15 protein-coding genes and 3 pseudogenes are annotated in these 21888 nt (G+C 41.6%); 10 read left to right on the top strand and 8 right to left on the bottom strand.

What is annotated here, in order from left to right:
• Positions 1 to 699: 699 nt before the first annotated feature.
• The 3 genes and pseudogenes from RQ359_RS10510 to RQ359_RS10500 form a co-directional block, all read right to left on the bottom strand.
• Positions 700 to 1749 carry a glycosyltransferase family 4 protein gene (locus RQ359_RS10510; RefSeq protein ID WP_173571512.1) on the bottom strand — a complete coding sequence of 350 codons (1050 nt, stop codon included), beginning with the start codon at positions 1747 to 1749 and terminating at the stop codon, positions 700 to 702.
• A gap of 229 nt (positions 1750 to 1978) precedes the next feature.
• Positions 1979 to 2335 (bottom strand): hypothetical protein, encoded by a 357-nt coding sequence (locus RQ359_RS10505; protein ID WP_156016513.1) that lies wholly within the window; start codon positions 2333 to 2335, stop codon positions 1979 to 1981.
• Positions 2336 to 2408: 73 nt separating this feature from the next.
• Positions 2409 to 2771: pseudogene (locus RQ359_RS10500) on the bottom strand (glycosyltransferase); the annotation flags it as partial.
• Between the two features lie 333 nt (positions 2772 to 3104).
• Here RQ359_RS10500 and RQ359_RS10495 point away from each other — a divergent pair.
• The 7 genes and pseudogenes from RQ359_RS10495 (at position 3105) to RQ359_RS10465 (ending at position 9262) form a co-directional block, all read left to right on the top strand.
• Positions 3105 to 4256 carry an RNA-guided endonuclease TnpB family protein gene (locus RQ359_RS10495; protein ID WP_156016515.1) on the top strand — a complete coding sequence of 384 codons (1152 nt, stop codon included), beginning with the start codon at positions 3105 to 3107 and terminating at the stop codon, positions 4254 to 4256.
• Between the two features lie 283 nt (positions 4257 to 4539).
• A complete protein-coding gene (locus RQ359_RS10490) occupies positions 4540 to 4956 on the top strand; it encodes an FkbM family methyltransferase (RefSeq protein ID WP_173571500.1) in 417 nt (138 codons plus the stop codon).
• Positions 4872 to 5667: pseudogene (locus RQ359_RS10485) on the top strand (lipopolysaccharide biosynthesis protein); the annotation flags it as partial. The gene RQ359_RS10490 and the pseudogene RQ359_RS10485, both read left to right, overlap by 85 nt.
• Positions 5668 to 6119: 452 nt before the next feature.
• Positions 6120 to 7817 (top strand): molybdopterin-dependent oxidoreductase, encoded by a 1698-nt coding sequence (locus RQ359_RS10480; protein ID WP_156016516.1) that lies wholly within the window; start codon positions 6120 to 6122, stop codon positions 7815 to 7817.
• Positions 7818 to 7866: 49 nt separating this feature from the next.
• Positions 7867 to 8572: pseudogene (locus tag RQ359_RS10475) on the top strand (RNA-guided endonuclease InsQ/TnpB family protein); the annotation flags it as partial.
• Positions 8573 to 8609: 37 nt separating this feature from the next.
• Complete coding sequence (locus RQ359_RS10470) at positions 8610 to 8864, top strand: AbrB/MazE/SpoVT family DNA-binding domain-containing protein (protein WP_156016517.1); 255 nt, start codon at positions 8610 to 8612, stop codon at positions 8862 to 8864.
• Positions 8861 to 9262 carry a type II toxin-antitoxin system VapC family toxin gene (locus tag RQ359_RS10465; protein WP_054838487.1) on the top strand — a complete coding sequence of 134 codons (402 nt, stop codon included), beginning with the start codon at positions 8861 to 8863 and terminating at the stop codon, positions 9260 to 9262. Before RQ359_RS10470 ends, RQ359_RS10465 begins: the two co-directional genes overlap by 4 nt.
• A gap of 677 nt (positions 9263 to 9939) precedes the next feature.
• Here the strand turns inward: RQ359_RS10465 and RQ359_RS10460 are convergent.
• Positions 9940 to 11982 (bottom strand): DEAD/DEAH box helicase, encoded by a 2043-nt coding sequence (locus RQ359_RS10460; RefSeq protein ID WP_156016518.1) that lies wholly within the window; start codon positions 11980 to 11982, stop codon positions 9940 to 9942.
• A 454-nt stretch (positions 11983 to 12436) separates the two neighbouring features.
• On the opposite strand from RQ359_RS10460, the gene RQ359_RS10455 reads away from it, so the two are divergent.
• From RQ359_RS10455 to RQ359_RS10445, 3 genes are all read left to right on the top strand, one after another.
• Entirely contained in the window at positions 12437 to 12949 is a 513-nt protein-coding gene (locus tag RQ359_RS10455; protein ID WP_054838488.1) for an Hsp20/alpha crystallin family protein, read from the top strand.
• Positions 12950 to 13244: 295 nt separating this feature from the next.
• Positions 13245 to 14369, top strand: a complete 1125-nt coding sequence (locus tag RQ359_RS10450; protein ID WP_054838489.1) for a M20 family metallopeptidase — start codon at positions 13245 to 13247, stop codon at positions 14367 to 14369.
• 64 nt (positions 14370 to 14433) lie between these two features.
• Positions 14434 to 15573, top strand: coding sequence for an OFA family MFS transporter (locus tag RQ359_RS10445; protein ID WP_156016519.1), 1140 nt, complete (start codon positions 14434 to 14436; stop codon positions 15571 to 15573).
• Between the two features lie 93 nt (positions 15574 to 15666).
• On the opposite strand, the gene RQ359_RS10440 is transcribed toward RQ359_RS10445, so the two are convergent.
• From RQ359_RS10440 to soxB, 4 genes are all read right to left on the bottom strand, one after another.
• Positions 15667 to 17445 carry a chloride channel protein gene (locus tag RQ359_RS10440; RefSeq protein ID WP_156016520.1) on the bottom strand — a complete coding sequence of 593 codons (1779 nt, stop codon included), beginning with the start codon at positions 17443 to 17445 and terminating at the stop codon, positions 15667 to 15669.
• A gap of 352 nt (positions 17446 to 17797) precedes the next feature.
• Positions 17798 to 18376, bottom strand: coding sequence for a DUF1404 domain-containing protein (locus RQ359_RS10435; protein ID WP_162308976.1), 579 nt, complete (start codon positions 18374 to 18376; stop codon positions 17798 to 17800).
• 127 nt (positions 18377 to 18503) lie between these two features.
• The gene (gene soxC, locus RQ359_RS10430) at positions 18504 to 20207 is read right to left on the bottom strand and encodes a proton pump complex cytochrome B SoxC (RefSeq protein ID WP_054838519.1); all 1704 of its coding nucleotides are present in this window, start codon (positions 20205 to 20207) and stop codon (positions 18504 to 18506) included.
• Positions 20208 to 20256: 49 nt separating this feature from the next.
• Positions 20257 to 21888 (bottom strand): proton pump complex quinol oxidase subunit SoxB, encoded by a 1632-nt coding sequence (gene soxB / locus RQ359_RS10425; RefSeq protein ID WP_156017921.1) that lies wholly within the window; start codon positions 21886 to 21888, stop codon positions 20257 to 20259.

The following is a 21888-nucleotide window of genomic DNA, read 5'->3' as shown; positions in this document are numbered from 1 at the left end:
TGTTTAATTAAATATTTAATTGAAAATATTATTAATACTTTTTGATTATCTCTTTTGCTGTAGACATGATCTTTTCTTTGATTTGTTTTTATTTTTTAGATTACTTCTAAAATTATATATATGTTAGTTTAAAAAGTTTTTGAGACGATTCTTTTGAATTGAATGTAACTTACTTAGACTTAAGATTGGGAAATTTTACAGATGTATACCGTAGACTTAAACAATATAGCTAGAGAAACACATATTACGTGCTAACCTTGTCTTTTGAAATTCAAAGAAGTAAAGAATGACGGCAGGAAAAGGTATCTTTACGCCTAGACCTTTTCCTCGTAGTGAGGAACTTTAAGAAAGGGATAGAGGCTTGAGCGTGAAGATCTTAGAGGATAACTTATGGGCTCACGGCTGAACAGCTAACCATAAGATGCTTGAGTGCCACGTTCATGAAGGTGAAATGTCATGGTAACCTAGCCTCTGGTTATACCCTGTGAGATACTCTGTTTCTCTCATCTCAAGAGGGACATTAGCTTCTAATTTAGCATGAGATGTCTCCGCACGTTAAGAAGAAAGGAAACTGTCTCCATTCATTATTTTTTAAAAAAAGATAGAATATCTCTTTTTTCTCTCTCTATGTGTGATTATATGTATGTGTATATACGTTCCATATCTCTCTGTCACTTTTCATAATTTGTCATCCTCAGGTTAAGACAATATTTCCTTGAGGCGCTTGGCGTGGTTCTCCCAGGAGAGCGACTTCGCAGTCTCCCAAGCGTTCCTCCCCATGGGAAGAGGGTCCTCCAAGATCTCGTTTATCCTGGAAGAGGCTTCCTCCACGTCCTTCACCACGAAGCCGTTCTCTCCCTGTTTAACGAGTTCCTTGCTACCTAAACCTTCGTTCACTACGACAGGGACGCCGTAGCCCATTGCCTCTAGAACTCCCATCCCTGGACCGCGTTCGTTGAAGCCGAACCTAACCAGGACGGAAGCCCGGGAGTAGAGAGACATCAACTCCTGGTCGCTTACCTTCCCCGTGACTGTCACTGTGTCTCCGTACTCCCTCTCGAACTGTCTTCGAGTGTCTTCCCTAGCCCAGGAACCAGCCATGACGAACTTTGCCTTCACGCGTCGAGAAATCTCACCGTATAGGTGGGGTTTCCTCCCAGCGTCCCACATGGAGACGCTAAGCACTAACCTCTCGCGCGAGTCGCTTATCTTCTCTGCTGGGTAACACCCAGGGTAGACCACGTCAGCGTCGAAACCCTTCTCTCTCAGCACGTCCCTGTTCCACATGGAGTTAGTGACCACCTTCTTTGCCTCTCTGATGACTCTCCTCTCCATCTCCCGCGGGAGAAGGTACTTAACACCAGGCACAGTGAGGGTGGTCTCGTGGAGGTAAAGGGCGTATTCCTCCCCTGTCTTCCTCTTCCTCAAGTAGCCCGTGATCCCCGCGAACTGGTCGTGAAAAAGGGCGTACCCCCTCAAGGACCTAGCTTTCAGGATGAGGTCGAGGTCCACCGTCGCTTCCTTACCGCGGTGGCCAGCGTAAAGGGATGTGATGAAGGAGGAGATGTGAGAGAGTAGACCTCCTTTCTCACCTTTCCTCCTAAGGATCGTGTAGTCCACTCCACTCAAGTCGTAGTTTCCCCCTGCGTCCCTGTAGACCACGAGCTTCCACCCCGTGTGCCTTGCCTCCTCGACTGCCATCCTTGGGACTCCGCTGTTCCAAAGTAGCCTGACAGCTATGTTCATCATGTGTCTTTTTAAAAGGCCTGAATTTAAAAACACTGTCAGTCTACCTGATGGAGGATATGAGATGGTTTGGGTCAAGGAAAGCAGAAAGGAATTTCAAAGTGCTACATTAAGTAGATATGGTGAGCTACTCGGTAGTCTTGGTTTGTAGAGAAGTTGTAAAGGTAGTTCTGTCACGCTTAATGCATACGTTTTAATATAAATTATATACAAAAATATTAAATTCATCAAGCTACTCCCCTACAACAATTTCAACTAATGTATTTATTATATTGCAGCTCTCATCCTTATCAAGTTCCAAAATTGCCCTCTCCATTTCATCACGCTGAAGGTAATAATTTTCAATCTCATATAGATCCTCGAGCTTTACATTGATATCGGAAACGTTAACTAGATACCTATTCCTTATATTTATCCATTTGTAAGGCAAACGCCTAACACAGTCACGTATCCTCTCGACATCATACTTTTGCATTGTATAATAAATAGATAGAAAAAATTCATATTTAACTCCATGTTCATTATAAATTCTACTCCTAACGCTTCTCTTTAGTATAGGATTGCCACACTTGCTTAACAAGATCTCCATAAAATATTTACTTATCTCTTCGACAGCAGAGAGAATTAAGAAGGATAAAATATTATTACAAGCTTAAGTCTATTTCCTTATCTAACTGAGCAGCTTTAATCCAGAAAGATTCTCCAACTTCCTTCTCACCGATGATTACCATATCATGAAGGTTTTTAGAAATGAAACTTAAAGCATCCCTCCTCAAAGGCCTAGTTTCGTCCAAAAGAAAAGCGTAATCTCCTTTACTTACTTCATTTGCTAAGTAACGGGCTTCTAAAAGCTTAACGTTTTTCTTGACTTCTTTAAAACCGTATTCGCGGATGAGGTCAGTGATGCTATTCCCTCCTGAATTAACTATGACTACTTCATAATCTTGAAAAGTCTGCTCTCTTATAGATTCAAAGACATCTCTTAAGTACTTGCCGTGAAATGATGGAATCTGAACTGAAAACATTAATTACCAATTAAGTTGTCAGGTAAATATTTTCTTCAGTAGTGTCTATTTTAATATTCAATATTATGAAAGAGATACTAAAGTGCTTATTAACTACTTTCCTATCCTCCTATAATAAACTAATTTCTTTATTACAGAAAAAATAAATATATTATTATAATTTAAAATCCTATATACTAATTATAGTCACATTTATTCGACATTTATTATATAATCTTATAGCTTTACAGAGAAGGGGGTTAAGGGGGCTAAGGGGGCGGAAAGCCTCGCCCTTTAGGGCGGGGATGGATAGCCCACTTATATTTAAATATTTCTTTTTCTTAAATTCCATTAATGGCTAGGAGGGGTAGTAAAGCGATCAGAGCAACTGTTTCGATGAAGATCGCAGTCTCAGACTCCCTCCTAGCCCTTGTGAATAACTACGTTAAAGCACTCCGTTTTTCGTTGTTTTGGTTAAAGGAAAATGTGAAAAACCCGGAAGAGAAGGGAGTGCTTTCAAAAGTCCACGAGGAGTTATACACGAGGTTAAGAGAAGAGTACAATCTACCGTCTAAAGTTGCTGAGGACTGCTATAGGGAAGCTCTCGCGACATACAAGGGTTGGTACAACAACCCGAGGAGGGGGCGTTTTCCAAGAGTGTATAAGCCAACTGTTTGGCTAACTCCTAAAGCGAGCTATAGCGTGAACTTCGAGAGGATGACTGTTAGGATTGCTGGTGTAGGTGAACTACCAATCTTGGGTTTCCCTAGAAACCTCAAGGACTACTTGAGTTGGAGGATTAAGGAGGCTAGGTTAGTGGTTAAGGATGGGAAGGCTTTCCTCAAAATTGTTTTTGAGAAAGAAGGAGAGAAGGTTGAGCCAAAGGAAAGTATTGCCGTAGACATTAACATGGCTGAAGTAGTCGTAGGGAAGGACGACAGAAACTACGTTAGGATCCCAACTCGTCTCGAAGAGGTTCACCACTGGAAGTCATTAGCTGAAAGCCTACAAAAGAAGTACCCTAGAAGGTGGAGGAGGGAAAATAAGAGGATCCTTCACAGGGTTCGTTCCTTCCACCTAAAGGCTAAGCGTATTATGGAGGATTTCGCTAGAAAAGTGGGGAAGTGGGTTGTCGAGATTGCTAGAGGTTTTGGTTCCAACATCATTAAGTTGGAGAACCTCAGGAACCTCCTCAAGAATGTTAACAAACTACCTAAGGAGTTTCACGATAAACTGTATCTGATGCAATATCGTCGTTTGCAGTATTGGATTTCTTGGCAGGCTAACAAACACGGAATGATTGTTGAGTTTGTTAATCCCAGTTATTCATCAGTCTCATGCCCTAAGTGTGGTAGAAGGATGGAGGAGAAAGGATATCGTTGGTTTAAGTGCTCATGTGGTTATGAGAACGACCGTGATGTAATTGCAATCATGAATTTAAATGGGAGGGGTTCTCTGAGCCTCTCGACTGCCCCTCAAATGAGAGATGTAAGAGCGAATCGATGAGGGGAACCCTCGCCCTTTAGGGCGGGGAGGAAGTCAGAGTAAACTTTTTAAAGCTAAAACAACTTAGCCTACTTAGATTGAACTTAGGTTTAATAAAAGAAAACATAAATTTAAATATTCTATTACTTAGATATATAAAGAACTATTTTAAAATTATTAAAAAATATTTGAATAAAGAAGGAGAAATAGACTTCGATGTAACATTTAGGAATAACTACTCTATTAAGATTAGAGATATTCATTCTCTTGTTTTTTTACTTAATCTTTTCAGTAAAGATGGGAAATAAAGAAATATTCGTCAGATCAAATATTATTATGCAAAGATATCTGCATTTACCTTAGAACTTTAAAAGGAGCTGATATACTTCACTTATACGAAATATTTGAGGAAAGGGCTTATGGTGATTCGTTCAAAGGTACTATAATTGATGTAGGAGCTTCTAACGCAGATTCATCTATTTACTTTGCAATAAATGGTGCAGAAAGGGTTATATCGTTAGAACATTTTCCGGAATCTTATGAGTTGGGTAAAATTAATGTTAGTATAAATAAGCTTCAGAATAAAATAGAGTTATTACCTTTTGCATTATCTGAAAGAGATGATAAGATACCAATATTTATTTATCTTCATCATCAAGCTTTCTATCCTCTCAAGGAGATAGAGTATCTGCAGCATATCTTCTGGGTTCATACTCTTTAGGTCTATATCAATTCTCCGCTCTGGTAGCAAGCGTACCTGTAATGTTTCTAGGAACTCTAGGAAACGTCCTCTTGCCTACTGCTTCGTTTTACAAGGCTCTCGGAAGCGACGAGAAGAAGATGTCATCGATCTCTTTCCGTGTATTTGCATTGATCTCCTTTCTGTCTGTGATAGTATCAATACCGGTAGCAATTTTCACGATTGATAGGTTCTTCCCTGAATATAAGAGCGGAATAAAGGTATTAATCCTTCTCCTGCTTGCATCGACTCTACCTTATCCTATTCTCTCTCACTAACATGATAATAGCTTCCAAGAAGAGCCTAACTCCATTCCTACTTCTTTCCCTGATAAACGCTGGACTAGTTCTTTCTACTTCTTTTCTCCTCATTCCTAGAATGGGGATAATAGGAGGAGCCATCTCGCAGGTTATAGTATCAATCATCTCTTCTTCTTACGTGTTGATTTACGCGTTGAAGACGTCTACCTTTGCTCCTACAGCGAAGAAGGTCTCTCTCATGGCCATGATGCCATTGATAGGAGCCTATGAGATTTTCGTAGATCCCCCTTACCTTGACCTTTTGTTAGTAGTGTTAACTCTCCTCGCTTTCAAGTCAATCAAGATAATCACTCCTGATGATGTGAAAATAATTGAATCTTTCCTTCCGAACAAGCTCAGATTCGTCACTTTCTTGTTGAGGATAATAGTATAGGTTACTAACCTTATTCCATTCTATGTAAAGTCGCTTTATATCGCCATATGTAAAAGTGGTTATATAGACAAGCTACATTTTTATGATAATTCCCAAGACTAAGATGATAAGCATGAAATATACCTTATATATAGAATAAAGCTTCTTCACAAGCTGGTAAAAGCTCAAATTTATTATATCATAAGTTAAGGGGGAGGAAGCCCCATAAGGGCAGGATAGTTCACTATATAGTCTTTGAAATGACAAAATGCTCTCTTTGCCTTCTTCCTCTCGTGTTTAACAATGTCTCCTTCTGGAAGGCTAGGACATGAACTCCTAATGAGGGTCGATTAGTCATCTTCTCGACGTTGATAAGGCATACTCGACTTTTTGCAAGACCCCGACCTTCAAACCTTGGACCTTCAAGATAGTAGAATTCAAATTTTCGTGTAAGACAATAGCCTTGATAAAGTTTGGTTATCGCGTGTACGAGAGACTGTTACGATACTTGTATCTTTGACGACAATCATAAACCCTTAACCTTGTTCCCAATTAACGGTTTCACGTGTTACAGAGGTAACATGGACATCAAGAGGAACTCCCTTAACAGAGTTCACAGACCGTTGGTCGACGGTAAAGAGGTGGAAACTCAGATAGCCATAGATGAAGTAGTTAAGGAATTGAAAAGGGTTTCCCCCCACGAGGTATTACACGTTGATTATGACGGGAACCAGGGGCTTTTAACGTGGTACTTTCCAGCCAGGCTGTGGTACGCACTTCACTCTGCTACAACTGACTATTCCATATGTAGCGCAGAAGGACATGAGGCGATATCCAGGGTTTACGGTTCGTCTTTCGGTGAAACTCCCGAGAATTTCTCCAAGTATAACGCCTTCGTAATATGGGGGTCTGACCCCAAGACCAGTTTCATTCACGGCTGGAAGCTAATGAAGGACAAGAGGAAGGTCGTCATAGACGTTAGAGTGAGCCAAACAGCGAAGGAAAGCGACAAGCTCTTCCTCATAAGACCGTCCTCTGATGCCTTCCTAGCTGTTGGGGTGTTGAAAGTATTACGGGATAGGGGTTACCTGAATCAAGGGATAGACGTGAGTTGGGAGATCATTGAAGACGAGACAGGGTTACGGAGGAGGGACGTGGAGGAAATGGCAGAATTCTACTTGGACATGAAGCCACTTACATTGATAGGGTTCGCCTTAGGTAGAACGTTCCAAGGAGGCAAGGCAATATCCCTCATTTCTACCATACCTTCAGTAATAGGCATGAAGGGGGGATTCTTCTATTCCAATTCGTCTTACGGGATAGACTTCTCATACCTTAGGGGGAAGTTCAACAAACCCTCGAGGGTCGTCCCCATGGCAGAGGTATCAAAGGAGGTAGAAGAAGGTAAGATCAAGTTCATGTTCGTTTGGAACTCAAATCCGGTGCATTCCCTCCCCGGTTCAGATAAGATAATTGAGGCGGTAAATGAGGGCAGGCTTTTCCTGGTAGTTCACGACCCTTTCATGAGTGAGACCGCTAAGGTAGCAAACGTGGTAATTCCTGCCCCTACTTATCTGGAGAAGGAAGACGTGGTGTACAGTTACTGGCACAGGCTTTTGGTTTACAACAAACCGATTTTGCCACCCAAAGGGATAGACGAGATAACGTTAATGAGGGACATAGCCCGCAGGATGGAGATAACTGACTGGTCAGTTTGGGAAGACCCTTGGGTAGCAGTCTCCAAGGCTACAGGGGTAAACGTCCAGCAACTGAAGGAGAAAGGGATTGCTAGGCTTCAGGATCCTCCCTTGAGGGAAGCCAGGGTTTCAATCCCTACCTTGGAGAGAATACCTAAAGGGACAGTCTTGGTGTTTGGTTCTCATCCCAGCTTCACTAACTCACAGTTCAAGGAAATCTTGAAGATGGAACCAACAGCTTTTAACAACAAGTATCAGGGCATAGGTTACGTGAAGAGTAAATGGGGGAAAATCAAGGTAAGGTTCGTCAAAAGCGACGACGTCCCCGAGGGTGTGATTTTCATGTTTAAGAACCAACTGGTGGATTTAGAAGGTAAGCCAGTTAACTCCATAGTTGGTCCAGAGAAGGGGGAAATGGCTGGGACTCCGCTCCTCAATTTCGTTAACGTTGAGGTAGAGATTACCCATCAGTGAAGCCTTGATATTGCGTTTTAGTGCCAAAGGTCATGACTAATATTTTAGAATAGGCCTAGGAGTGGATAAACTCGTAACTACCTCTGACGGTGTAGTAATAGAGAACCCCAAGGTTTTTGATAAGGTCGAGAAGAAGACGAAGATCTTACAAAAGTCTTTATCTACAAAGAAGAAGGGGTCTGGAAACTACGAGAAGGTCAGGGAAAAACTAGCTAAGCTTCACGAGCATATGAAGAACTTGATGAGTGATTATATTCACAAGGTAACTTCGTGGCTCATAGAACAGTATGATGAGATCTACGTGGGAGATCTTGATGTGAAGTACATGGTCGAGGACAGTGAAAGTAAAACTTTGAGAAAGCATATTCTTCATTCTAACTTCTCCAAGTTCATGAGTTACCTCTCCTACAAGGCTAAAAGAGCTGGTAGGAGAGTAGTGAAAGTAGATCCGAGGAATACTTCTAAGACATGTGCTAGGTGCGGACATGTTAAGAAGGACTTGACTTTGGCTGACCGTGTGTTTGTATGTCCTTCCTGTGGCTGGACTGTAGACCGTGACTATAATGCTTCTCTAAATATTCTTCGTGCGGGGTCGGGACCGAGAGCTTGTGGACAGGAGACCTCTGCTATACATACCCTTCTCTGAGGGTGTGTATAGTAAGTTTCCTGGAAGAAGCAGGAAATCTCCATCGCGAGGTGGAGATGCCCCGTCCGTAAGGAGGGGCAGTTCACAAGTCTTTCACGCAAAAGCTTAATACATGGCTCAACTAGTTAAACTATAGCGAAGCTAGTTTGACATTAAGGGTAGAGGTAGGGAAGAAGGGCTACATAATAATACCTAAGAACGTGAGGGAACTAGTAGGAATAAAAGAGGGAGATACCTTGATCTTAACCGTGAGTGGTAACAGAATAATCCTAGAATCAGAAAAGAGGATAGACAAGGAAGAAATAATAAAAAAATTCAAAGAGCATGAGAAGAAAGTCTCCATTAAGGCTAAGCTCGGTGACCTTAAGGGAACCGATCTTGAGGAGGAGTTTGAAAGTTGATCTTCCTTGACGCCAACTTTCTAGTTTACCTCAACCTGAATGTTGATGAGATCAGGGACTACTATTTGGAGCTTCTGGATCAAGAGTCCCTTTTCCTTGACCCATTGGTCATGGATGAAGTGATTTACGTATCTAGGAAAAAGTATAGCGTCAATTTCGTTGACACAATTAATTTCCTCGATGAGTTAGTCTCTCCTTACGTTGTCCTTTTATCAATAACCGCTAAAGAATACGAGAAAGCTAAGGAAGTCATGCTAAAGTATGGACTGAAACCGTCTGATGCGTTTCACGTTGCAGTTATGTTAAATAATTCAATCTTGACTGTTCTCAGCGAGGACTCTGATTTCGATAAAGTTAGTGAAATAAAAAGAGTATGGCTGAAAGTAAAAGGAGAGTAATATTATTTATTTAATAGCTCGGGCGATTCAGGGATCCATTGTGGACTGTGTTGATTTCGTCCTAACTGATATAATATATTCAGTTTAATTGTCATGACACTCTACTCACACACGTCTAAGATTGAAGTACTTTATCGTGGGTTATTTAAACAAAGTGAATTCGTAAAGGAAACCTGAATCGTCCAATACCTCACACAGTTCCTGAGTTTTCACACTTGTAATCTAAGTTGCCTCATAATAATATATTTTTGACGTTTCTATGTCTCTATGGATTTAATAGAACTACTCCAGCCCTTACTGACTGCATCCCCACCTCTCGGTGAGGATTTCCTGGTTCTCTGAGCGACCACGATTACCCTTCACTAACGGCAGAGGTTCCACCTAACGGAACCGTTCTTTGATACCCCGTGTGGAAGAGTTAGGGGGTCCACTCTCCACAAGCGTAAGTCTCCCATTCCCGAGGGTACTGCACAGCTCTTATAGGTAGGTCTGCAACTATTTTTGATGGTTATAAGAACCTCTATAAGGGACTGTCTACCCCTCACGGTGGCCTTCCGTCATCTTAACCCACGATATGATAAAAATTAGAGGTAATGTAAGATACCTTGACAAGCAGTGAAAAATAGGAAAAAACCCAAATAAAGACAGAGAAAGATAGCGTGAGAAAATGAGAAAAGTTACTGCAAACTATTATAAAATATCAGGCCAGCCTTGTACCCAATAGCCTTGGAGTTGAGCTTCGCCAAAGCCCTCATGTCCTCGTTCTGGGCATCATAATATGCGACCTTCACCTTTGGATAGACCGTCATATCTTCTAGGTGTGCAGTAAAACTTAACGTCAGTGTTAAAGCCCCATTAGTTTTGTTGAAACTCTCGGCAACGGAGAGCGAGAACTCCCTCCCCATTTTCTCTATCTCGTTCCTATCTGAGTCTGCGCTTTCTTGAAGCATTTCCCTTATCTCTTGTAATTTCTCCTTTATTACAATGTTAGCCAGTCCCCTTAATAGATCCTTTTTGCCTAAAGTAATCGACTTTATAGCTCCTATTTTTTGCGTCCAGACATCGCAAACCTTACCGCAGACCTCCCCGTAACATAGACCGCAGTACTTTCCAAGGAGCACCTTAGATAGTATTTCCCCCGTCCTTTTCACGTCGTAGTAATAATAAACCTCACCTTCCCTTATTGCTCTGTCTAAGTAATCGGAGAATTCTCCAGCTTCTTTTACCTTAGACTTTGACGTGAGGAATTCGTAAAACATTGCGTTTCTCTCAACGTTCCTCTTGTCCCCCGTCCTCATCATGTATTCCTCCAACGAGATGTCCTTTCCGTGAGTTACCTGCAGGAAGGAGACCTCACCGTTGGACTTCTCCACCATATCTATTACTCTGGCAACTGGTCCCTTACCGCTCTTCTTTTCCACTATGTAACTTACGTCAACTCCTTCGTTGAACAAGTTCCTCATGGCTTCGTCAAGGTTATCGTATTCTGGTGTCTTAGGCGTGAGCGTTACTACTAAGTATTTTAGTCCTCCCTCTCTTTCGTTCTCTCCCTTCCTGATTAGCCTGCCTAACCTTTGATAGAAGCGCAGCGGACTTTGAGGGACGTCTGTCATTATCAACAACTTAGCTTCTGGGATGTCAACTCCTTCTTCTCCTACTATGGTCGAAACTATCACGTCGACGTCACCCCTTTTTGCTTCGTTAACTATTTCCTTCCTTTCCTCCTTGCTTGCATCCCCCGTGAGGACTTTTACTTTGCCTCCAATTGAGGCTAAAGTAGCCTCAAATTCGTTGGCAGTAGCCTTTCTGGAGGTGAAAATGAGAACCGGTCTAAAGTCCTCGATCCTGTACGCCGAGAGCACCTGCTTCAGTGCCCTTGCCTTATGACCTGGTCCGTCGCTTGTACATAAACCTTGGAGCGACGGATGATCATCCTTAACCTTTTCCCTCAACCTTTCTAAGCTGTCACAGAATGCCCTTTTACCGTAGCTGTATAACGTGGACTCGAGGAACTTCACCGTGTCCTTGTTTCCCTTCACTTTACCCATCATCATTGCCTCGTATGCTAGATCTTCCAATCCGTCCATCTCAGAATCGAAGAGGTCAGCTATAGCTTTAGGTGGATGGAACGAAGGGTCTATCTCTGCAAGGGTTTTAAAATCGTAAGTAAGAAGTATAGGAGATCCGAATTTATTGTATATCCTAGTATCTAGTTTATACCTTCTGCTACTTGGTAGTAAAGCTGTGAATCCCACGATGAACTTGGGACTGAGATCGAAAATTGCGTCAGAGTATCTAGGGTCTCCGAAGGCGTGATGAACTTCATCTACAATTAACGAGTCCACCTTAGGAGCGCATTTGGACGCAGTGAAAGGCGTTGAAACTATCAAAGATTTCCCCTGTTGGAAGCTAGAGCACTCCCCTTCATATTCCTCTCCTACGTCTTGGAACACCTTGCTCCAGAAGTTGTGATACATTTGGTCGCAGAGTAATCTGGTCGGTTCCAGCGGTATAACGTTCTTGTGGCCGCTACGTATTAAGTAATACGCCACTGCCAGTTCTACCACAGTTTTTCCTGAACCGGTGGGCATTGAAACTACGACGAATCTGGAGTTCTTTAGGGAAGCTATCACGTCCTCCGTTACTCTCTCCTGATAAGGGTACATGGAAAATCCTAGGCTCTTCTCTAGAAGTCCCTTAAAGTCGTCTATCCAATCCATGGTATAAGCCAGTGGATTCAACTAAAATCCTTTCCTCTCCGGCTAAGTGTTGGAATATGCCTAATTTTACCCTTCGTTTTCTCCAGGCTCAACCTTTCAATTTCTGCTTAACTTCTCGTTCTCGTTAAAGAAAATCTCAGGTTCTATGCTGATACATACCTTATTATATTATTATGAGCATTTTCCTAAAGTGCAATAATTTTGAGAGAAACAAGGAGCCCGAACTAGTTCAGCTTGTTGTAAACAGGGATTTCAAGAGTTTCTTCCTCACTAGAGACCACGTCCGTGAGGCATTTTACAAAAGATTGAAAGGCTAACCATTCAGGGCTGGGAGGAGTTCAGCGTAAGCTATCCATCTCAGGTAAAAAAAGGGGAAAAGGTGAAGGATACAGTTCCTTAACGCATTAATCTTTACTTAGAAAAGCTTTTTTAGATTGTAGGAAAAGTATGAATTATGTTCGGTAAAAAGAAGAATAATAACAACAATAAGGATAGCAACTCAAAGGATAACGGAAACAACTTCAACGATCCTTTCGCAGAACTTTTTGAGAGAATGATAAAAGAGCAGGAAGAACTGCTCCGTTCCATGTTTGGTGACTTTCCTTCAGCTTCCAACTCAGTAGTAACTAAAGTAACTGTAGGCCCTGACGGTAAGCCAAAGGTAGAAAAGTTCGTGAACGGAGTTCCTGTAGAGGAGGAGACTCAGAACGACATAGAGCCAGAACTAGTAGAGTCAGGTGACAAGGTTATCGTGACCATGGAGTTACCCAATACGAAGAAGGAAAATATATCCGTGAAATTGAGGAACAAAACTAAGCTAATAGTTATGACTGAGGACGGGCTAAGAAAGGAAGTTCAGTTACCGGGTCCAGTATCTCCATTGAGCGCTAGGTATAAGAACGGGGTTTTATCGTGTACCTTTCATAAGGATTATCAAGACAGTGAGGAAAACATAGTGGTGGAGTAAGAAGAGATTTTTTCTTATCTTAAAATAAAAAAGATAGAGAAACATACATCATAAACATATGAACTATTAACATATTCTCTCAATTTTTGTTTAACCAGATTTTAGTTCTGTTCCACTCCGTAAAATAGATCTGTGCCGGATTATTGAAGCTAATTTATCTATTTTTTAATTAGTGTTAATGCTATAATAGCAATTTTCCCTAAATGGGAAGCTTAGTTACTATATGGGTACCAAGATATTGTACGTAAATCATTATTACTTAATACTTTAAAATACGTAGTGAGATATGTAGTAAATGGATTTAGTAAAGCTTACATCGAGACTCATAGAGTTACCCTCAGTTAATCCGCCCTCAAACTCTCTTAGGGAGACTGCGGAGTTTATATCGGACTGGCTTCATGAACACGGTGTAAACGCTGAGATACTGGAGCTAGATAGAGGATATCCTATAGTAGTATCTAAGAGCATGAAGACCTACAGCAAGAGCTTAATGCTGAACGGTCACTTTGACGTTGTTCCTCCTGGAGATTTAAAGGCATGGAAATACTCTCCTTTTTCACCTACTTTGGTAGACGGAAAGCTTTTCGGCAGAGGCTCGTCTGATATGAAGTCAGGTCTAGCAGTGTTCATGCAGCTTTACGTTGACTTGATAGATCGCGTAGATTACAACCTAATATTTACAGCAGTTCCAGACGAAGAGACAGGAGGAGAGCATGGAAGTAAAAAGCTGGCAGATATATATAAACCTGATTTAGTTTTAATCTCTGAGCCCACTGGAAAGGACAGAATAGTTCTTGGAGAGAAAGGAATGCTCACATTTAGGCTTAAGGCTAAAGGGAGGAGCTCCCACGGTAGTATTCCTTCACAAGGTGAAAACGCTATCATGAAGCTGACAAGGGACATCACTAACCTTTCGAGAATAAACATGGAGGAGACCTCGCCCCCCATGAGCACAGATCAGGAGTTTGAAAGCGACATGAAGAAGGTAACCATTAACGTTGGAGTTATTCGTGGAGGAATAAAGTCTAACGTGGTACCAGACTTCTGCGAGGCTGAAGTTGACGTAAGAGTTCCCCTTTCTTTCTCAATTGAGGACGTAATGGAGGGGGTCAAGAGTGTAGCCAAGGAATCGGAGATAGAATTAATTAACTCATCTCCTCCCAATTTCACTCACCCTTCGACTCCTTATGTGACATTCTTAGAGAAGGCCATAGTGGAAGTTACCGGGCTCTCTCCAAAAAAGGTTGCTGTTCCTTATAGCACGGACGGAAAGCACTTCAGAAAGAATGGCACATCTGTAATAGTATACGGTCCAGGGAGCATAAAGCAAGCCCATTCGGTGGACGAGTTTGTTGAAGTGGAAGAGATTAACTCCATTTATAACGTTTACAGCTCGTTTTTGAAGAGTTTGAGGCTATAGTTACACAGTTTTTAATTGTTTAGCTTTAGAAAAGCTTATATTTTCCTTCTCCTAGGGACTTTGAATGGAAAGGAGACAGAGGTTTATAGTTATAGGACTAATAACTATGCTATTTAACTCGCTATATCAGTATTCATGGAACGCACTCGAACCTCTCTTCAGGGTTGGCTTTGACGTTTCCTTAGTAGAGGTGGAAGTAGCTTTCACGCTGTTTACCATTTTCTCTACCGGGTTCCAAACTGTAGGAGGTCACTTTGCAGATAGGGACGGACCTAGAAAGGTGGGTGTGATCTCAGCAATCTTAGCCGCTGCCGGGTTTTTAGGAACTTCCTTTTCAAATTCAATATACCAGTTCTATGCTTGGTGGTCTTTAGGTAGCATAGGAGAAGGAATTCTATATGGTATAGCATCTAACTTAGCTGTAAAATGGTACCCTGACAGGAGAGGTTTCGCTACTGGTTTAGTGTCACTGGGTTTTGGCGTTGGTGCCTCCGCTATAAACCCTCTTATAGAAGGCTTCACTTCCTTCAGGGAGCCTACTTTAATCATAGGTATCGCTGAGATTTTTGCTATCCCTTTGCTAATGTGGTTCGCTGAGTATCCGAAGAAACAGAACCTTGGAAAGACCCCTGCAGACTTGTTAAAGACGTGGGGTTGGTGGGCTTTGTACTTGTCCTTCGTTATGGCCGCTGTCCCCCTAACTGTGATGTCATCATCTTTAGCTTACCTAGCAAAGGATTTCTCTCCTCAGTATCTGGCTTTGTTAATAAGCGTCTTTCCCTTCATGAGCGGAGTAAGTAGACCAATCATAGGTCATTTATCAGACAAGATAGGCAGAGTGAGATCCGTAGCTATGACAGACTTAATGATGTTCTTTGGCTCCCTGTTCCTATTTTACGGTGTGTTACCAATATCTGCAGTGATCATAGGGTTCTTCGGAGGTTCCACTATTACGTTATACTTCTCTTTGGTTGGCGACCTTTTCGGATCTAAGTACTCCACTTCAAATAATGCAATTCTGTATACTGGCAAGGCAGTTGCTGGAGTTCTAGGCGGAGTGGTTTTCAGCTACTTGTTCCTTGTTTCACATATAGACTCATTCATTTACGTTACGTCAACTAGCGTTCTAGGCTTAGTTCTTCTTTTAGTCTCAGTGAAGGTAGTTAGAAGTAGAGAGCAAAAGGATCAAATTACTACCCGTTGAGTGCTGTAGCCGTGGGAACACGGAAGCTAGACCAGTAAAGAGGAAATAAAAAAGAGACAATAATTTATGTGTTTCATTATTATTTACTCTTGTTTAACTTTCATGTTTGCTATTTTCTTCCTTGTCACTCTTGTCAGGACCTTTGAACACTTCTTCCTCCCTTTCCTTGTATCTATCAAGCATAGAAGTGAAAGTAAGCGTTCCCATCAGTTTTCCTCCATCTACCACTGGTACCGATGTAGATCTAGATGCAACCATTACCTCCCAAGCATGTTCTAAGGAAGAATCGGGAGATATTACGGGGACTCCCTTAATTACGAAGTCTCTAACTTTCCTTCCACGCTTTAGATTTCTGGTGTAAATTACACCTACGAAGTTATTGTTGTCATCAGTTACCGGGACGGATCTAAGTCCTTTCTCCTTTGTTATTCTTAATACCCTTTCTATTTGGTCGTCTTCTCTTACACTAGTCTCATCAAGGTGACATTCTCTTACTCTTATCTTTTCCAGGAGCGGAACTTCGAATTCAGCTGAATGCACGGGTGACTCTTTCCTAGATTCTGGCAGACCTTCAATAAGAGAATATCTTCCTGATACTATATACGAAATAGCTACAGCTATCATCGTACCAGGGAGTAGTTGTATACTGTCCGTAATCTCAGTTACCAGTATTATTGCAGAAAGAGGTACCTTTACTGATCCAGCAAGGAAAGACACCATTCCTATTACCACTACTGGAGCTACATAGGGGACTACAGTTGGCGTTATCTTGTTAAATATCAAGCCCAAGTCCAAACCTGCAAACGCACCTATAACAAGACCAGGGGCGAATATACCTCCGCTTCCTCCCGATCCTACTGTTAGGTCTGTGGCAATTATCTTAGCGAAAGGTAGAAAAAGTAAGATAAGTATGAAAGGAAGCGGAGATGAAGAGGAGAACTTGGTTAGATCTTGAAACTCGGCTAAGTCTATCCATCCATATCCTTTTCCTATAACTTCTGGAAATAGAATTCCGATTCCTCCCATGATTATTCCTCCTATTGTAGGGGATATCCATAGAGGTACCTTGGAAAAAGTTTCTTTCACCCATCTAAAGGATTTAACGTAAAAGATAGAGAGGATTCCGCTTATAACTCCCATTATGGCGTAAATGGGAAGTCTCAATGGGTCAAATGGTAAATTATAAAATCCTAGGAGTGGTTCGTATCCCGTGAAATAGCCGTAGATTACGTAGCCAGTAGAGGCTGAGATCAATGATGGAAATATGACGTCAGGTTCTAAGTCTCTTCTATAAAGTATCTCTGCAGATAGTAATGCGCCTGCTATTGGGCTCTTGAAGACTATCCCAATTCCCGTTCCTATACCTATTGCGATTGCTCTCCTGCTATCCTCTAATGGTAATCCCAATCTTCTCGTTAAAGAATTTCCTATGGACGCACTGATCACCGCCGACGGTCCTTCGTCTCCAGCACTGCCTCCAGAGCCTAGGGTTAAAGATGATGCAACGAGCTTAATTGGCGCTATGTACCATTTAATCTCCTTTGAATTATGATATGCTGAAATGGAGTAGTCGGTTCCGCTTCCTTTTATTTCAGGAATAAAGTATAAAATTATTCCTACCATTAGACCTCCCAATCCAACCGACAATGGAAGTAGATATATATATCCTCTAGGCAAGGGTAAACTCAAGGAAGCTACGTCACCGAACGCTTTAGGAGGCTCAATCCCGGAGATTGTCCTCAAAATCAATATAGAGAATAACTCAGTTGTAAAGTAGAAAAGCGTTATTGTTATGCCAGAGATTACTCCTATAAGGAATCCCGCAATTATCCATTTCTCGTAATATGGTAGCTCCTTTAACCCTATCTTCATCTTTCTCACCTAAGACCCCGTATTTAAGGGCGGGGCAGTTTAGTTCGCGTCTATACACTCATTTGATTATTTAAATCATTATGGGTATTATATATAGTCAACTTCTTAATAGTATCCAATAAATAGATAATATAGAAAATGAAAAAGGCTCTCAAATATCAGTAGCTTACGTTAATTGATGATGGCTAGATTGTGGAATAATTGGGATGCCTATTAGGAGGAGCTTCACGTCCAGTCTTCTCGCACCATAAAATTTCAAATGCTCAATTTACCTAAGTCTAAGTATATAAAAGAAAAATATTTACTCATGTATTATTTTCTAGGTATTCACTTAAAAACTTAAATTTATTTATTAAAATAATAATTTTCTAAGGAAATTTCCTAATACAAAGGCTATTATGACCGACATGACTATCCACATCGCCACAGCAGTAGACACTTCCTGGTTCAAATTAAATGGCGAAAAAGAGTAGACTGAGTTGGAATAGGCAGGGAATTGCAAGAGTAAAAAGATTGAGAAAATAGTGTCCACAATCATCCATAAAACGAAAAGTACCAACCATTTAAGAGTTGACATGGAAGACGTGGAAATACCTATAAGCATTCCCACTGCTACCATACTTACGTCGCACATTATCCTAAATAAGGTCATACTGCCTGCCATAGCATAGAAATATGGTAAGTGCCAAACAATTGCTATTGCGGCAGCTGGTATTATCAAAAGCTCTTTCCCTTTGATTAGCTTATATGTCAACAAGAAACCTGATATGGCTAGCAAGTAATGGCTCGTCATAAATAGCCATTCTTGTTGGGTCTCCAACGCTTCAGTCAGTGGATTGACCATGGACAAGATGATAGTTATGGCTAAGGGGTAAGTTAACTTCCATACCTTGTGGTCTTCTTTACGATCCTCTGCAAATATCTCTCTCATTATCATTACTTCTTCTTTAGTTCTTAAAAATGTTTCTATTAACATTTAAAAAGAATAAACAAATAAAATCTTATATATACATTTAAATAAAAATAACTTTGCTTTTAATTCTAGTTGAGATATATAATCATCTTGAATACACAACCCGATGATACAAGTTTATGGCGTAACCCCAAAGGAACATTATGACTCCCAAGTCGATTCCAGACAAAGTAGCCTGTATTCCAACGCTTGGCAAGGAGAACATCAGGAACATCAGTAAAACCGTGATAATGAAAATGACTGGAATTGCATAGAAACTAATCTCTCTATATACCCTTTCGTAAGAAGGAGATCCGAAAGCCTTGATTACCTTGTTCATGAAGTGGTACACGAAAACTGAAGCCAGGGGGATTAACGCTAATCCTGCTATGGAAGGTTTAACTAAGAAGTCGCCAAAAGCTCCAGCTAGCATCAGTATGCTAACTGATGCACCTAGAAATGAAGCCGGACCTACAACTGGTGCCTTTACACTGGGGCTCTCTAACGTTGCCTTCTTTCCTCTTCCTGTCGCATATATTAGACCTGCAATGATAATGGCAGGTATGCCAAGAATCTCCATTTGTTGAGCGAACGTAGCTGGAACTCCTGGCTGGAGGTAGCCCCATATGGAAAGAGCAATTAGCGAGTAGATAAACATAGACATTACCCAAGTCCAGAACTTGCGGCTACTTATGAACATGAGCTGGCTGTTCTCAAAGAATGGTATGAGCATGATAACTACAAGTCCAACTGTTAGGACGGATATTACCATTGAAGGCAGTAAAGGAAGTCCGTTTGGTAATAGGAAGTCCACGAATTTGTAAAGGAACAAGAAGAACCACGGTGGATAAGGTGCAGTATTGGTCGCTGCAGCGGTGAAAGCTTGAGGAGCAGGGAACGGGTTTATTACCAGAGGTAAAGATACTTGAATACCGAAGAATGTACCGTCATTTATGTTGACTAAGACGTTCGGCACTATAAGTATGACTCCCCAAGTCATTAAAAGGATAGATAACATGTAAACGAAGTTCCTAGGCCACCATGGGTTAAACTTCTGTTGCTCTTCCTTGGTGTAATAGGCTGGAACCTTGGGTTTTTCCCTAACTGATGGCGTCATGCCGTACCTTTCAGATAACATTAAGTGGACTGCAAACAGCAACCCTATGAGGGCCACGAGTATTATGTGCCATCCTAAGATCCTATCGAAGAATTCGCTCCTTACTATAGGATTTGACGATTGGACAGCGTCTATTCCTGGACCGAATAGCCAGCCTACTATGGTAGTTGCTCCTGGGAAGCCAGTACCTATTAGAAGGGACGAACCTATGTCTACAGCGTCTATTCCTAATACATCTCCCACTAGACTGTAACCGAAGAAGGATGCTCCTAATGTTAATGCCAGCAAAAGTACTCCTGTGACCCACTGTAATTCCCTTGGTTTCTTATAGGCACCTTTGAAATAGTTCCTAAACATGTGAACGTAAACGAGCACTATCATTATGTAAGAGCCATATAGGTGGCTGAAGAGAAGCACCGAACCGTAAGGTATTGAGTTAATGATTACTTGAGTTTGTCCATAAGCGTTGGCTGGCTCGTAAAGGAGCAGAAGTATCAACCCAGTGATTACGGTAAAGAAAAAGCTCGCCGCTACCATCGCTCCAAGCCAGTAAGACGCGTTATACATATAATCAGGTGTCCTGAATAGGGGCGCCTCGTTTATTCCCACCCTATCTAGAATCTCGTCGAACAGACTGTGTCTTTTCGTCTCAGGGTTATTGGTCTCTTGAGATACTTTTCTGTCTCCAGTTATCTCTTCTCTCTTTATCTTTCCTTCATCCTTATCCTTGTTTTCCCTTCTTTCATTTTCCTCCAATTTTTTCACCTCTATTTACGGGTTTATTCCCAATTTCCTTCACCGTTTCCCTCATCTCCTTAAAAGCCATGAAGGACGGTGGAGGCGGAGAAGGTGAAAACGCGTTCACCCTAGAGGCGGATGAACCTGCCTTTAGGTACTCAGCGATGGCAGTAGAAATAGTGAGGACTAAGCCTGGAATTCCTACCTCAGCTAAGAATGACATTAACTGCATGTAATCTGTGAACATCGGTGGATATGCGATAACTCTCCTCAGTAGACCCAAATAACCGGCCATGCTCATGGTGTATCCTACTCCCACGAAAGGCACCGTCCATAGAAGTATGCCTATTAACATGAGTTTTCTCGACTTTACGCCATATTCAAGATTGGGTCTAGAAGCCTTCAATAGATCCAGAAAGACTCCCGTAAAGCCTACCAGTATTAACGTCCATATGACCAGGTGGAAGTGTCCTACTACATAATATGTGTTGTGAACTACACCGTTTATGAGATTGACAGGAAGTGGTAAGGCTTGTACTCCTCCTATTATAAATCCTATTAAGGCAATGAGGAAGGTCATACCTAGCGGATCCTTGTAATTATATCCTTTACCTGTTAATATCGTAAGACCCAAGTTTAGCACAGTTAATCCTGACCCTGATGCTAACACTAAGGTAGAAACTGTAATCCACGCTCTAAGGTCTGTGGGAAGAGGGAAGGTCTGTAGGTGATGTACCCATATCAGCATCGATCCTATTGCAAGGAGGAAGATGTTTAACCTTGCCCATCTCTCGCTAAACAGAGGCCTCCCGGCATAAATTGGAATGTAATAGTAAAGGGCACCAAAAAGTGGAAATGGAACATAATATACTACTGGATGTCCGTAGAACCAGAACAGTATTACCCATAACAATGGGTTTACCTTTATCGCTGAAGGAAACCATATTGCAAGTACATACCAAAGTTCAGATGCTGTTAGTGCAGGCAAGGTTACTCCAATGACAAGGGAGAATGCAACTCCATACGCTGCGAATATGTTTATTTTCTGGTCCTTCTTTTTGGTCAGATATGAATCTACTACAAGCACGAGGGCAGCCATTGCACCAGCTGCGCTGTTCAGTGCAAGAAACAGATAAGCCAGCCCCATAGTAGCTCCATGATAAAGCCTGAAGGCTTGAAACGCAGCGTTATCGGTAATAGCTAGAGGAGGGTACATGTACCATCCCATGTCTGGTCCACCAAACAATGCTAAAGCCAAGGAGATGTTTGCTATCCAGAATAAGGTTGTGATAGCGCGAACGTGAACTACTGAAAGATCAGACTTATACATAGAATAGAGTATTACCGCCAGTGCTGCATCTGGAACCAAACCCAGCATAGCAGACCATCCATGGATTGTTAGGAACGTATAATAGATCGGTCCTATTGTTGGGGAGTTTGAGTTGTAAACTAAGTACGTCCTCATGTTCATTGCAGCAACTCCCAGCGTTATTAGCCATGCAATTGACCCCAGCATGAAAAGCCACGTAAGACCTAAAGTGTCCCTAGGTCTGGCTACGCTTAGTATCTTCCTTAAAAAATCGCTCAATTTATCTTTTATTGCATCACTTTTTAGGAAGTTCAAGTATTCCTGCAT

The sequence above is a fragment of the Sulfuracidifex metallicus DSM 6482 = JCM 9184 genome (genome assembly GCA_032834875.1).
GTDB classification, from domain to species: domain Archaea; phylum Thermoproteota; class Thermoprotei_A; order Sulfolobales; family Sulfolobaceae; genus Sulfuracidifex; species Sulfuracidifex metallicus.
Note: the sequence above shows the minus strand (reverse complement) of the source record. Positions and strands in the feature narration are given on the sequence as shown.